This is a genomic window from Rhodococcus aetherivorans (genome assembly GCF_011058165.1).
In the GTDB taxonomy this organism is placed as follows: Bacteria; Actinomycetota; Actinomycetes; order Mycobacteriales; family Mycobacteriaceae; genus Rhodococcus; species Rhodococcus aetherivorans.
Genome location: NZ_JAALEG010000127.1, coordinates 1 through 13,044, shown reverse-complemented (window position 1 = coordinate 13,044; position 13,044 = coordinate 1). Strand labels below are relative to the sequence as shown.

Below are 13,044 nucleotides of genomic sequence, written 5' to 3'. Positions count from 1 at the left end.
TGTACACGCCCGAGGACCTGCAGCAGGTCCAGGACGAGTTCAACGGCCGCCCCCGGCAGACGCTACGCTGGCGCACGCCAACCGAAGCGTTCACCGAGCTTGTCGCATCGGCCGCCTGAAACCGCCCCAACTGAAGGAATGTGACATTCGGCCACTTCGCGTCGGGGGCGGGAACTCACACCATCCGGCTGACGACGGACAGCGGCAGCACCTTCATCGCATAGGCGAGCGGCGTCCACGGCCAGCTCGGGACGTACGCCTTGTGCGGTTCCTTCTCGATCGCGGCCGCCAGCGCGCGGCACCCGGTCTCGGTGTCGACGATGAACGGCACGTTCTCGACCTTCTCGTTGATCTCCGAGCGGATGAACCCCGGGAAGATCGTGCTCACCCGGATGCCCGTGCGGGCCAGGTCCGCGCGCATGCCCTCGCCGAGCGCCGCGACGGCGGCCTTCGACGCCGCGTACGTCGTGAGATTGCGCGGCATCCCGCGCACCGCACTCACCGACGAGATCAGCACCACGTGACCGGCGTTGCGGGGGCGCATGAGCTCGAGGGCGGCCTCGCTCTGCGCCAGCGCGCCCAGGAAATTGGTGTTCGCCGTCTGCGCATTGGCGCGGAAGTAGCCCGTGCCCAGCGGCTGTCCCTTGCCCAGGCCCGCGTTGACGATCACCCGGTCGAGGCCGCCGAGTTCGTCGTCGAACTCCCGGAACACCGTGAACACGTCCTCGTGCCGGTCCACGTCGAGCCGCCGCACCGCGACGGTGATGCCCGGGTGCTTCGCGAGCAGTTCGTCGCGCAACTCCTCGAGTCGCTCGATCCGTCGCGCCGCGAGGGCGAGGTTGCGTCCCCGCGCGGCGAATTCGCGGGCCATGCCGGCGCCGAGGCCGGAGCTCGCGCCGGTGATCAGGATGTTCCTCCGCGTGCTCATGCGCGTCCCCCCTCGATCTCGTCGATCAGCGTGTTGCACCGCGAGTCCAGGTAGCCGACGATCACCCAGAAGTCCTTGAACGCCGGGTTGGTGGTCTGCCCGTGGTGGTAGCGGTAGTAGATCTGCTGGGCGATCACCGCGAGCCGGAAGAGCCCGAAGACCTCGTAGAAGCCCCAGTTGTCCACGGCGAGGCCGGTCTTCTGCGAGTAGTAGTCGACGATCTCGCGGCGGGTGAGCATGCCCGGCAGGTCCGACGGCTGCCGCTTGGTGGCGACCAGCATCGGATCGTCGTCCGCCTGCACCCAGTAGGCGAGGGACGAGCCGAGATCCATGAGCGGATCGCCGACGGTGGCCAGCTCCCAGTCCAGCACCGCGACGGGCTGCAGCGGGTCGTGCTCGTCGAGCACCACGTTGTCGAGCCGGAAGTCCCCGTGGATGACCGCCGATGCCACGTCGGCGGGCTGGGTCTCGTCCAGCCACTTGGTGACCCGCGCGAAGTCCGGGACGTTCTCGGTGCGCGCCTTCTCGTAGCGCGCGGTCCATCCCGCGACCTGGCGCGCGACATACCCCGAGCCGCGACTGAATTCGCTCAGACCCGTGGACGCGGGGTCGACGCCGTGCAGTTCGACGAGCAGGTCGACGATCCGCAGGCACAGCGTGCGGGTGCGCTCGGGTGTCAGGTCGAGCTCGGCCGGCGGGTTCGCCCGCAGGATCGTCCCCGGTACCCGCTCCATCACGTAGAAGTCGCTGCCGAGCACGCTGTGGTCGGTGCACAGGCCGACCATGCGCGGCACGTACCGGTAGGCGGGCGCGAGCAGCGACTGGATGCGGTACTCGCGGACCATGTCGTGACCGGAGGACGGCTTGGCTCCCACCGGCGGCCGGCGCAGCACGAGATCCCGGTCGGGGTAGCGCAACAGATAGGTGAGATTCGAAGCGCCACCGGAGAACTGGTGGACCTCGGGGGTCCCGGCGATGCCGGCGTGCTCGCCGAGCCAGGCCGCGACGGCCGCGACGTCGAAGGCGTCCTCGTCGCGGACGGCGCGGGCGTTGTCGGGAATCGTCACTTGCGGCCCTCCGGGTTGTTGTACTTGCCGAGTTCGAAGCGGGCCACCAGGCCCTGGTGCACCTCGTCAGGGCCGTCGGCCAGGCGCAGCGCCCGCGCGGCCGTCCAGGCACCGGCAAGCGGGAAGTCGTCCGAAAGACCTGCGCCGCCATGGATCTGGATGGCGAAGTCGATCACCTGCTGCACCACGCGCGGGGTGGCGACCTTGATCTCGGAGACGGCGGAACGCGCGCCGGACAGGCCCTGGGTGTCGAGCAGCCAGGCGGTGTTCAGCACGAGCAGCCGCAGCTGATTGATCGCGATGCGGGCGTCGGCGATGCGCTCGCGGTTGCCGCCGAGGTTGACCAGGGGCTTGCCGAACGCGACGCGGTCGAGGCCCCGGCGGCAGGCGAGTTCGAGGGCGTGCTCGGCGAGCCCGATCAGGCGCATGCAGTGGTGGACGCGGCCGGGACCGAGGCGGCCCTGGGCGATCTCGAATCCGCGGCCGGGGCCGGCGATGATCGCGTCGAGCGGCAGGCGCACGTCGGTGAACGACACCTCGCCGTGGCCGCCGGGCTCGTCGTAGAAGCCCATGGCGGACAGCATCCGCTCGACCTTCACCCCGGGGGTGTCGATCGGCACCAGCACCATCGAGTGCTGCTGGTGCTTGGGTGCGTGCGGGTCGGTGAGGCCCATGAAGATGAGGATCTTGCAGTCGGGGCTGCCGATGCCCGTGCTCCACCACTTGCTTCCGTTGAGCACCACCTCGTCGCCCTCGACGACGGCGGTGGCCGCCATGTTCGTCGCGTCCGAGGACGCGACACCGGGCTCGGTCATGCAGAACGCCGAGCGGATCTCGCCGTCGAGGAGGGGACGCAGCCAGCGTTCCTTCTGTTCGGGGCTGCCGTAGTGGTAGAGGACCTCCATGTTGCCGGTGTCCGGGGCGTCGCAGTTGAAGATCGACGACCGGAACGGGGAGCGGCCCATCTCCTCCGCCAGGGGGGCGTATTCGACGTTCGACAGGCCCGCACCGAGTTCGGAATCGGGGAGGAAGAGGTTCCACAGGCCCTGGGCGCGGGCCTTGCGCTGCAGTTCGCGGAACTCGTCGGGCACCGACCACGTCGCGGCACCCGAGCTGTCGCCGCGCGCCGCGAAGGGGGCGACCCGCTCCCGGCGCAGCCTCTCCTCCACGGGCACCACCTCGGTGGCGACGAAGCTGCGCAGCCGCTCGAGATACTCGCGCGAGCGTTCCGATTGACCGAAATCCATGAGGCCTCCGTGGCTCTAACTGAGCAATGCTTAGTTAGACTAGCCGGGCGCGCAGCACACCATCAAGAGGGAGGGACCATCCGTGAGCACCGAGAAGCGGCGGCGCCTGCCTCCGGAGGAACGCAAACGCCAGCTCGTCGCCATCGGCCTGCAGGAACTGGCCGCCCGGCCCATCCATGCGTTGTCCGTCGACCGGGTCGCCGAGATCGCCGGGATCTCCCGGGGTCTGCTGTTCCGCTACTTCCCCACCAAACAGGACTTCTACGTCGCCGTCGTGGCCGCGGCCGCGCGGCGCCTGCTGCGGGCCGCGGTCCCCGATCCCGACGACACCGATCCGTTGCGCGCCGTCGTGTATGCCTTCGTCTCGTTCATCGACCGGCACGGGCAGAACTATCAGGCGCTGTTCCACGGCGGATTCGGCGCCGACCCACAGATCCGGGAGATCCGCGAGGCCATGCGGGGCACCATGGTCGAACGGAGCCTGACCGCGCTCGGCACCGAGGGCGACGCATGGACGATCATGCGGTTGCGGGGCTGGTGGGCGATGGTCGAGTCGCTCTCGATCGACCGGACCGCCGAGCCGTCCGTGTCGGTCGACGACGTCGTCGACCATGCCGTCCGGCTCATCCGCGAGGACCGGGTCTGACCGCCACCAGGCAGCCGGTCGACGGCCGGATCTCGTGGAAGGCCGGCTCGTCGAATCCGGCCCTCCGCAGTGCGCCGGCGTAGTTGCGGACGTCGACGGCGGCGATCGGGTCGACCGCCCGGGCGACGTCCGAGGCGCCGGCCTCGTCGTGACGGTGGCGCATCGCACGGGTCAGGACCCGCACCGCGATCGGGCGGATCCGGTCGGTGGCGTACATGTCGGCGAGCAGCAACCGGCCGCCCGGACGGAGCACCCGGAAGAACTGGGCCAGCGCGTCGTCGCGCCGGCCTTCGGGGATGTGGTGCATCGAGAACGTCGCGGTCACCGCGTCGAACGACTCGTCGGGGTCGTCGAGCTCCTGCGCCGTACCGACGCGGAACTCGCAGTGGGGCAGCCTTCGCGCCCGTGCGGTCGCGTGGTCGATCATCTGCCGCGACGGGTCCACCCCCACCACGTGCCCCGTGGGACCGACCCGCTCGGCCAGAACGCGGGCGAATGCCCCCGGTCCGCAACCGATGTCGAGAACGGCCTGCCCGCGCTGGAGGCCGAGCAGGTCCGCCGCCGCGGCGTCGACCCGCGATCGCCGACCGGCGAAGAAGATCGTGTTGAAGGCGGCATAACCACGGACCCGGGTGATCAGCACCCCCGGTCCGTCGTCGTGGACGGTGGACTGTCGCTGGAAGTCGTTGTGTCTCATGGCTCCATGGTTACGACGGTCGCCGCGCGACGCCAGGAGCGAAACCCCGGAAAGTGTCCGGTTCCGGACACTCGGGCGCACAATGTGCGGTAACGCCGACGACCGCAGGAGAACCCGTGCCGCCCACCGAGGACCGCCGGGTCCGACGGACCCGCAACGAACTGCACCGAGCCCTGATCGAGTTGCTCACCGAGAAGGGCTACGACCGCGTCTCCGTCCGCGACATCCTCGATCGCGCCGACGTCGGCCGCTCCACGTTCTACCACCACTTCCGCGACAAGGACGACCTGCTGGTGGTCAGCTGCACCGAATATGTGCAGCGGGCCGTCGAGGAACGCGCTCGGGGACGGCGGACGCCGTGGGGACCGGTGCGCACCGTGTTCGACCTGTGCGAGCAGCACCCGCGGTTGTACGAGGCGCTGGCCGGCCGGCGCAGCGACGCCGTGCTCGTGCGCGCCACCACCCACATGGTCCACGAGGTCCTCGCCGGCCACCTGCGCGAACAGTGCGAGGCGGGGGAGGCGGAGTGCGATCCGGCGGTGCGGTTCCTCGCGTGGGGGATCGTCGGCCTGTTCGGTCCTGTCGCCGCGGGCGAGCTGACGGCCGCGCAGGCGTTCGCCACGTTCGAGGCCGCGGCGCGGCCGTGGCGTCTCTCGGACCCCGGGCCGGTCCGACCCGGGGGTCCGGCGGCGGTACCGCTCACCCCCACGGCGGCGCCATCACCTATCCGGGAATCTGGATCGTCACGCCCGGCAGGACCTCGATCTGCTGCGGCACCTGGATCTCCGGCGGCAGCTCCACCGGCGGCGCCGGGATCGTGATCGGCGGCAGCTCCGGCAGCTGCAGCTGGGGCAACTGCACGGGCGCCGGGGCGTTGTTCGACGGGGCCGTCACCCCGGTGTCGGCGGGCACGCCCGCCTGCCCGCCGATCGGCTCGGGCCACGGGAAGCTCTCGACCTCGGTGCCCTCGAGGGCACCGTCCATCGTGCCCTTCCAGATGTCCGACGGCAGCATCGAACCGTAGATCGACCCGCCCCAGCTGTTCGTGATCGCGGTGCCGTCCGGCGTGCCGACCCACACCGCGGTCGACAGCGACGGGGTGTACCCGACCATCCAGGCGTCCTTGTTCAGGCCGGTGTCACCGAGCTGGGTGGTCCCGGTCTTCGCCGCCGACGGCCGCCCGCCCGCGAGCGCGTGTCCGCGCGAGTACGCGGCGATCGGCTGCATCGCCTGCGTGACGTTGTCCGCGACGGCCGGGTCGAGGCGCTGCTCGCCCGGGGACGCGGGCCGGTCCAGCAGCACCTCGCCCTCCGCGTTGACGACCCGCTGCACGAAGTACGGCTGGTGGTAGGTCCCCGACGCGGCGAGCGTGGCGTACGCCGACGCCATGTCGATCACCCGCGACTGGTACTGGCCCAGCACGATGCCGCCCTCCGGCGCGCCGCCGTTGTGGCTGAGCGTGGGGCCCTCGATGCCGGGAATCTCGAGCGGGATGCCGGCCTCGTGGGCGGCGTCGGCGATCTTCTGCGGCCCGTCCTCCATGGCCAGCATCAGCCGGTAGAAGCTGGTGTTCAGCGACCGCTTCAGCGCCTCGGCGATGGTGCACACGCCGCACGACTCGCCCTCGACGTTGCCGATCTCGAGATTGCCGACGGTCAGCGGAGCGCTGCTGAACCGGGCGTTCAGGCCGATGCCGTCCTTCAGCGCCGCGACGAGGCCGAACACCTTGAACGCCGAGCCGGTCTGCACGGGTGCCTGCGCGAAGTCGAACCCGGCACCCTCCTCGCCGCCGTAGTACGCCCGGACCGCGCCGGTGCGCGGATCGATCGACACGACGGCCGTGCGCAGGTTCGCCGGTTCGCCCTCGAGGGTCTCGCGAGCCGAGTCGATCGCCGCCTGCTGCGCCCGCGGATCGATCGTCGTCGTGATCTGCAGGCCCTCGGTGCTGAGCACCTGGCCGCTGATGCCCGCCGCCTCGAGCTCGCGGATCACCTGGGTGCGCAGCAGCCCCTCCGGTCCGCCGGCCTCGTTGGCCTGCGTCGCCTGCGCGGCCGGCACCGTCGGAGGAAACTCCTGGGCCTCGCGTTCGGCGGTGTCGAGCTCGCCCATCTCGACCATGCCGTCGAGGACGTAGTTCCAGCGCGCCTCGATCGCCGGCCGGTTGAACTCGGGGTCGAGCGCCGACGGGGTCTGGATCACCCCGGCGAGCACAGCGCCCTCGGCCACCGACAGCTCCCCGACCGGCTTGCCGAAGTACGCCTGCGCGGCGGCGGCGATGCCGTAGGCGCCGCGGCCGAAGTAGATGGTGTTCAGGTACGCCTGCAGGATCTCGTCCTTGGACCACTGCCTGGCCATCTTCGTCGAGATCACCAGCTCCCGCATCTTGCGGGTGACGGTCCGGTCGGCGCCGACGAGCACGTTCTTGACGTACTGCTGGGTGATGGTGGACCCGCCGCCGGCGGTTTCCTTGCCGAGCACGTTGTCGCGGGCCGCGCGGGCGAAGCCGCTGACCGAGAAGCCCGGGTTGCTGTAGAAGTTGCGGTCCTCGGCCGAGAGCACGGCGTTGCGCACGTGCTCCGGGATCTCCGCGAGGTCGACCTCGACACGGTTGCCCTCGGGTGGCACGATCCGGCTCAGCTCGGTGGTACCGTCCGCGGCGTAGACCGTCGCGACCTGATTGGTCCTCATGTCCGACGGGCGGGGCACGTCCGTCGACATGTACGCCACCGCGAACGCGAGCGCCGGCACGAGCACCAGAACGGCCACCACGGCGAGCGCGATGTTGCCGACGATGCGCCACCGCCGCGCTTTCGCAGCGGCGGTGGGTTTCCTGTGCTGGGGGTTCGACGGGGTCGTAGAACTCACACGTACCACTTTCTCGGAAAGATCCGGGTCCGACGAATGATCGCACCCTCTCGATCGCATGGTACGGAGTTCCGTCCCGATGTGACGGGTACCGCAGGCCGCGCGGACACCGCCCGGCCCGCGCGCCCCGGCGGAGAAACCGCCTCCGAGCTGCGGCGATACGGCCCCCCTCAGGAGCCCGCGCGCCGCCAGGCCCGGAACGTCAGCCCCCACGCCGCCACGCACCCGAGCAGCACCAGCGACGGGACCACCCCGGGCGAGGCGGACAGCAGCTCGGCGACCGCACCGACCAGCGCCAGCAGCGTGACCATCGTCAGGAACCCGAGCAGCAGCTCGAGCCGCTGCCGGCGCGACGGCCGGCGGCTCACGACTTGACGCCGCCGGCGGTCAGGCCCGCGATGATGCGACGCTGGAAGATCAGCACCATCACCACCAGCGGCACCATCACCAGGGTGCCGCCCGCCATGATCGACGCATACGGCGTCACATACGGGTCGGTCCCGGTGAACCGGGCCATCGCCACGGTCACCGGGGCGGTCTTCTCGCTCGACAGCTGCGACATGAGCAGGAACTCGTTGACGGTCGCGATGAACGCGAGGATCGCGGTGGTGAACAGCGCCGGCGCCGCGAGCGGCAGCATGATCATCCGGAACGCCTGGCCCCGGCTGGCGCCGTCCATGCGGGCGGCCTCCTCGAGCTCCCAGGGCAGCTCGGAGAAGAACGAGGTCAGCGTGTAGATCGTCAGCGGCAGCACGAACGAGATGTTCGGGATGATCAGGGCCTTGTAGCTGCCGATCCAGCCGATGTCGGTGAACAGTTGGAACAGCGGCGTCACCAGTGCGACGACGGGGAACATCGATGCGCCGAGGATGATGCCGGTGACGAAGTACTTGCCGCGGAAGTCGAACCGGGACAGCGCGTAGGCGGTGAAGACACCGACCAGCAGCGCGATCGCGGTGGTGGCCCCGGCGATGATCACGCTGTTGAGCAGCGCCCGGGAGAAGTTGACCTTCGCGGACGGGTCCAGGGCGTCCGCGAAGTTCTGCAGCGTCGGGTTCGTCGGCCACGGCGTGGTGCTGAACGTGTCCGCCGGGTCGCGCAGCGCGGTGACGATCATCCAGTAGCACGGGGCCAGGCCCCACACGACGATGAGTGCGACGCCGGCGTAGGTGCCGATGCTGCCGCGCAGGGCCTTGCCGGTGCCCGGTCGGCTCATGCCGGGGTCCCCTTCCGCTGTTCTTCCTGCGTGCGCACCGCGTTGGCGCCGAGGAACCGGACCAGGACGAACGCCACCGCGAAGATGATGAGGAACGTGATCGTCGACAGGGCCGACGCGGAGTTCGCGCCCTGGCGCATCTGGTCGACCACCAGCACCGAGATGGTGGAGGTGGCCGGGTTGGAGCCCATCATGATGGCGGGCAGGTCGTACATGCGCAGCGCGTCCATCGTGCGGAACAGGATCGCGACCATGAGCGCCGGCTTCACCAGCGGCAGCGTGATCTGGGTGAACCGCTGCCAGGCGGACGCGCCGTCGACCTTGGCGGCCTCGTACACGTCCGACGGGATCATCTGCAGCCCGGCCAGGATGAGCAGCGCCATGAACGGCGCGGTCTTCCACACGTCGGCGACGATGATCGCGAACCGCGCGGGCCACGGGTCGGCCGTCCACAGGATCTCGGTGCCGAGGATGTGGTTGGCGATGCCGTCGTTGGCGAAGATGAAGAACCACAGCTTCGCGGTGACCGCGGTGGGGATCGCCCACGGCACCAGCACCGACGCGCGCAGCAGGCCGCGACCGCGGAACGACTTCGCCATCACCAGCGCCATCGCGAACCCGATGACCGTCTCCAGCGCCACCGTCACCACGGTGAAGAAGAAGGTATTGCCCACCGAACCCCAGAACTGCGAGCCGAGGGTGCCCGGCGGGCACGGGATCGAGCCCGTCGCGGTGCCGCAGCTCTGCGTGATCCAGCGGACGTAGTTCTCGACGCCGACGAAGCCGCCGGTGACGAACCGGCCCGTCTCGGGATCGAGCTTCTTCGCGTCGCCGTGGAACGACATCCACACCGCCCGGCCGAGCGGATACAGAATGACGACGGCCAGCACGACCAGTGTCGGCGCGACGAACGCCCACACCGGTATCCGCCGGCGCGCCTTCACTGCCGCGGCCGGCGGCTCGGGGGGCTCGGGAGCCCGGTGCCGGCCGCCTCCACGGCCACGGTCGGGACCGATCACTGCGGTCCCGACCGTGGTGGTGGGCGACTGGTCCGCGGGCTCGACCTGCGGCTTCGCCATGTACTACTCCTGCATCAGTTGCCGGCGGTCTCGATGCCGGCCTTGGTGTCCGCGAGCGCCTGATCCACCGTCTTCTCACCGCGGATCGCCGCGTAGGCGTTGTCGCGGATGGCCTTGGAGACCTGCGAGTAGTACGGGGTGACCGGACGCGGCTGCGCGTTGGCCAGGGATTCCTTCAGCGTCGCGAAGTACGGGTACTGCTCGAGGATCTGCGGGTCGTCGTAGACCTCCTCGAGGACCGGCGCGCCACCGGCCTCGGCGTAGTAGGTCTGCGACTTGCGCGTCTGCATGAACTCGAGGAAGTCGCGGGCGGTCGCCGGCGCATCGGAGAACGCGCTGATGCCGACGTTGTAGCCGCCCAGGGTGGAGGCGCCGGGGCCGTCCACGCCCGGCAGCACGGCGATGCCGTAGCGGCCGGCGACCGACGAGGACTCACCGTCGGTGAAGAAGCCCGGCCAGGTGCGCATGAACAGGGCGCGGCCCTCGCCGAAGGCGTTCTGCGACTCGCCCTCGGTGTACGTCTGCGCGGCCTCGGGGATCGTCCCGTCCTTGAACGAGTCGACGACGAACTGCAGCCCCTCGGCGGTCTTGTCGTCGATGGCCGGCGTGGTGCCGTCCTCGGCGACGAAGCTGCCACCGTAGGCGTTGACGATCTCGGAGACGTTGACCGTCAGGCCCTCGTAGTTCTTGAACTGGCCGACGTAGCAGTCGATGCCCGCCTCCTGCGCCTTCGGGCACTGCTCCTTCAGCTCCGCCCACGTGGCGGGGGCCTTGTCGACCAGGTCGGTGCGGTAGTACAGGAACGCGCCGTTGGTGTTCTTCGGCGCCGCGTACAGGGTGCCGTTGTAGGTGGCGGAGTCGACCGTGGCGGGCAGCAGGCCGCCGGTCTCGATCGCGTAGTCACCCTCGAGCGGCCGCAGCCAGCCGTTGGCCGCGAACTCGGCGGTGTTGGTGACGTCCACGGCGATGAGGTCGTACTCGTCGCTCTGGGCCTGCATGCGCTGGGTGATGTCGTCGCGCTGCTGGTCCGCTTCCTTGCCCAGCGGCTTGAAGGTGACCTGCTCGTCCGGGTGCTCCGCGTTCCAGTCGGCGATGATGCTCTCGAGCGCCGTGTTCAGCGGATCCTGACCCTCGACGATCGTGATGGGGCCGCGGCCCTCACCGCCGGCGGCGGTGCCCCCTTCGCTGCCCGAGTCCGAGCCGCCGTCGGAGGAACAGGCCGTGAGCACCAGCAGCGACGCGGCGGACGCCGCGACCGCCGCGCGGCGCATCGCCTTCGAGTTCAGAATCATGAATGACTCCCCGTTGAGATCGTGAGAAAAGCCTCGTCGGCGGCACCCGGCCACCGACATCGGCCCTTACTCTGGCATGGAGGGCACCGGAGTGCAGGGATTCCGCGCGACCTTGATCGGTTCCGTGTCGTGCCCTGCCGCTCGGCTCAGCCCAGGCGACGGCCGTCGGATGTGGTGAAGACGTGCACCTGGTCCGGGTCGAACCGCAGGTGCACCCGCTCGCCCTTGTGGGGCGGATTGCGCCAGTCCCCGCGCGCGACGACCTGCTGCGGGCGGCCGGCGATCTGGGCGCGGCCGTAGATGTAGGCGTCGGAGCCGAGTTCCTCGACGACGTCGACGTCCATCCCCAGGCCGTCGGGCGCGATCTCGAAATGCTCGGGACGGATGCCGACCACCACCTCCGACTCGGTGACCCGGCCGACGACGTCGCGCGGCACCTGCACGGCGGTGTCGCCGAGCATCACCCCGCGGTCGAAGACCGGCAGCCTGAACAGGTTCATCGCCGGCGAGCCCATGAATCCGGCGACGAACACGTTGGCGGGCTTGTTGTAGAGCACGCGCGGCGACGCGCACTGCTGCAGGATCCCCTTGTCGAGCACGGCGACGCGGTCGCCCATCGTCATCGCCTCCACCTGGTCGTGCGTGACGTAGACGGTGGTGGTGCCGAGGCGGCGCTGCAGCTGCGCGATCTGGGTGCGGGTCTGCACGCGCAGCTTCGCGTCGAGGTTGGACAGCGGCTCGTCCATCAGGAACACCTGCGGCTGGCGGACGATGGCGCGGCCCATGGCGACACGCTGCCGCTGCCCACCGGACAGCGCCTTGGGCTTGCGGTCGAGGTACTGCTCGAGGTCGAGCATCTTCGCGACCTCCTCGACCCGCGCGCGGATCTCCGCCTTCGGCGTCTTGGCGAGCTTGAGGGCGAAGCCCATGTTCTCGGCGACGGACATGTGCGGGTAGAGGGCGTAGTTCTGGAACACCATCGCGATGTCCCGGTCCTTGGGCTCCTGCGCCGTGACGTCGCGGCCGCCGATGAGGATGCGTCCGCTGTGCACCTGTTCGAGTCCCGCGAGCATCCGCAGGGAGGTGGACTTGCCGCAGCCGGACGGGCCGACCAGGACGAGGAACTCGCCGTCCTCGATCTCCAGGTTCAACGCGTCGACGGCAGGCGTGGTCGACCCGGGGAACAGACAGGTCGCGTGGTCGAAGGTCACTGGGGCCATGGCAGGAGAATAGGCGACCCCGTCGCCGTGGTGTCCTTTCGGATCACCACGGGTCCGAAAGGGCACCACGGCGTAGCCTGCCTGGGTGAGTTCGGAGAAGATGCTGACCCGCATCGGTGGCCTGCTCCGTCAGGCGGAATCCACCGACAACCCCCACGAGGCCGACGCGTTCCTCGCCGCCGCGCAGCGGCTGGCCACGGCGGCGTCGGTGGATCTGGCGGTGGCGCGTGCCCACACGGCGGGCCGGGAGCGCCGGGCCACCCCCGTGCAGCGCCTGATCGCCATCGGCGAGGCCGGCCGGAAGGGGTTGCGGACGTACGCGCAGCTGTTCCTGGCGATCGCCGCCGCCAACGACGTCCAGTGCGACATCACCACGACGTCGACGGTGATCTACGCCTACGGCTTCGCCTCCGACATCGACGTGTGCGAGGCGCTGTACTCCTCGCTGCTGGTGCAGATGGTCCGCGCCTCCGACGCGTACCTGCGCTCGGGCACCTACAAGGAGGAGACGACGGTGCGCACGGTGGTCGAGACCCGCGGGGGACGGCGGGTGCGGACCCGGGTGCGCCGGCCCGTCGCGGCCGTCACCGCGCGGCTGAACTTCCAGTCGGCGTTCGCGGCGCGGATCGGCCGGCGGCTCGCGGAGGCGAAGCAGGACGCGGAGCAGGAGGCGGCGGCCGCCGCACCGGGCACGGCCCTGGTACTGCGGGACAAGCAGATCGAGCTGCGAGACTTCTACCGCAGCACGTCCGAGGCGCGCGGCAGCTGGCGCGGGCCTCGGACGTGC

At 70.2% G+C, this 13,044-nt stretch carries 13 protein-coding genes and 1 pseudogene; 4 read left to right on the top strand and 10 right to left on the bottom strand.

Annotation, left to right across the window (positions count from 1 at the left end; translation table 11 throughout):
* A pseudogene (locus tag G6039_RS31530) lies at positions 1-119 on the top strand (IS30 family transposase); the annotation flags it as partial.
* 56 nt (positions 120-175) lie between these two features.
* Here G6039_RS31530 and G6039_RS28290 read toward each other — a convergent pair.
* Genes G6039_RS28290 through G6039_RS28280 form a run of 3 tightly spaced genes read right to left on the bottom strand, consistent with a single transcriptional unit; the run spans position 176 to position 3,242 of the window.
* The gene (locus G6039_RS28290) at positions 176-928 is read right to left on the bottom strand and encodes an SDR family oxidoreductase (RefSeq protein ID WP_006932290.1); all 753 of its coding nucleotides are present in this window, start codon (positions 926-928) and stop codon (positions 176-178) included.
* Positions 925-1,995, bottom strand: a complete 1,071-nt coding sequence (locus G6039_RS28285) for a phosphotransferase family protein (protein WP_043800920.1) — start codon at positions 1,993-1,995, stop codon at positions 925-927. Before G6039_RS28285 ends, G6039_RS28290 begins: the two co-directional genes overlap by 4 nt.
* Complete coding sequence (locus G6039_RS28280) at positions 1,992-3,242, bottom strand: acyl-CoA dehydrogenase family protein (protein WP_043800922.1); 1,251 nt, start codon at positions 3,240-3,242, stop codon at positions 1,992-1,994. The genes G6039_RS28285 and G6039_RS28280 overlap by 4 nt, the downstream gene beginning before the upstream one ends.
* 82 nt (positions 3,243-3,324) lie before the next feature.
* On the opposite strand from G6039_RS28280, the gene G6039_RS28275 reads away from it, so the two are divergent.
* Positions 3,325-3,888 (top strand): TetR/AcrR family transcriptional regulator, encoded by a 564-nt coding sequence (locus tag G6039_RS28275; protein WP_043800924.1) that lies wholly within the window; start codon positions 3,325-3,327, stop codon positions 3,886-3,888.
* Here G6039_RS28275 and G6039_RS28270 read toward each other — a convergent pair.
* The gene (locus tag G6039_RS28270; RefSeq protein ID WP_051446120.1) at positions 3,866-4,585 is read right to left on the bottom strand and encodes a class I SAM-dependent methyltransferase; all 720 of its coding nucleotides are present in this window, start codon (positions 4,583-4,585) and stop codon (positions 3,866-3,868) included. The genes G6039_RS28275 and G6039_RS28270 overlap by 23 nt on opposite strands.
* A 116-nt stretch (positions 4,586-4,701) precedes the next feature.
* Between G6039_RS28270 and G6039_RS28265 the strand changes: the two genes are divergently transcribed.
* Entirely contained in the window at positions 4,702-5,406 is a 705-nt protein-coding gene (locus G6039_RS28265) for a TetR/AcrR family transcriptional regulator (RefSeq protein WP_065923287.1), read from the top strand.
* Here the strand turns inward: G6039_RS28265 and G6039_RS28260 are convergent.
* The 6 genes from G6039_RS28260 to G6039_RS28235 form a co-directional block, all read right to left on the bottom strand.
* Positions 5,309-7,510 (bottom strand): transglycosylase domain-containing protein, encoded by a 2,202-nt coding sequence (locus G6039_RS28260; protein ID WP_206531424.1) that lies wholly within the window; start codon positions 7,508-7,510, stop codon positions 5,309-5,311. The genes G6039_RS28265 and G6039_RS28260 overlap by 98 nt on opposite strands.
* Before the next feature lie 110 nt (positions 7,511-7,620).
* On the bottom strand, positions 7,621-7,818 hold the full coding sequence (locus G6039_RS28255) for a hypothetical protein (protein WP_006932283.1): 198 nt from the start codon (positions 7,816-7,818) through the stop codon (positions 7,621-7,623).
* On the bottom strand, positions 7,815-8,666 hold the full coding sequence (locus G6039_RS28250) for a carbohydrate ABC transporter permease (RefSeq protein WP_006932281.1): 852 nt from the start codon (positions 8,664-8,666) through the stop codon (positions 7,815-7,817). Before G6039_RS28250 ends, G6039_RS28255 begins: the two co-directional genes overlap by 4 nt.
* Positions 8,663-9,745: a carbohydrate ABC transporter permease gene (locus G6039_RS28245; protein ID WP_043800928.1), complete on the bottom strand. Its 1,083-nt coding sequence runs from the start codon at positions 9,743-9,745 to the stop codon at positions 8,663-8,665. Before G6039_RS28245 ends, G6039_RS28250 begins: the two co-directional genes overlap by 4 nt.
* Positions 9,746-9,759: 14 nt before the next feature.
* The gene (locus G6039_RS28240; protein ID WP_006932272.1) at positions 9,760-11,037 is read right to left on the bottom strand and encodes an ABC transporter substrate-binding protein; all 1,278 of its coding nucleotides are present in this window, start codon (positions 11,035-11,037) and stop codon (positions 9,760-9,762) included.
* Between the two features lie 146 nt (positions 11,038-11,183).
* Entirely contained in the window at positions 11,184-12,257 is a 1,074-nt protein-coding gene (locus tag G6039_RS28235) for an ABC transporter ATP-binding protein (protein WP_029546720.1), read from the bottom strand.
* 85 nt (positions 12,258-12,342) lie between these two features.
* Between G6039_RS28235 and G6039_RS28230 the strand changes: the two genes are divergently transcribed.
* Positions 12,343-13,044, top strand: a 702-nt coding sequence (locus tag G6039_RS28230) for a DUF2786 domain-containing protein (RefSeq protein WP_164528163.1), incomplete at its 3' end; no start/stop codon positions are given.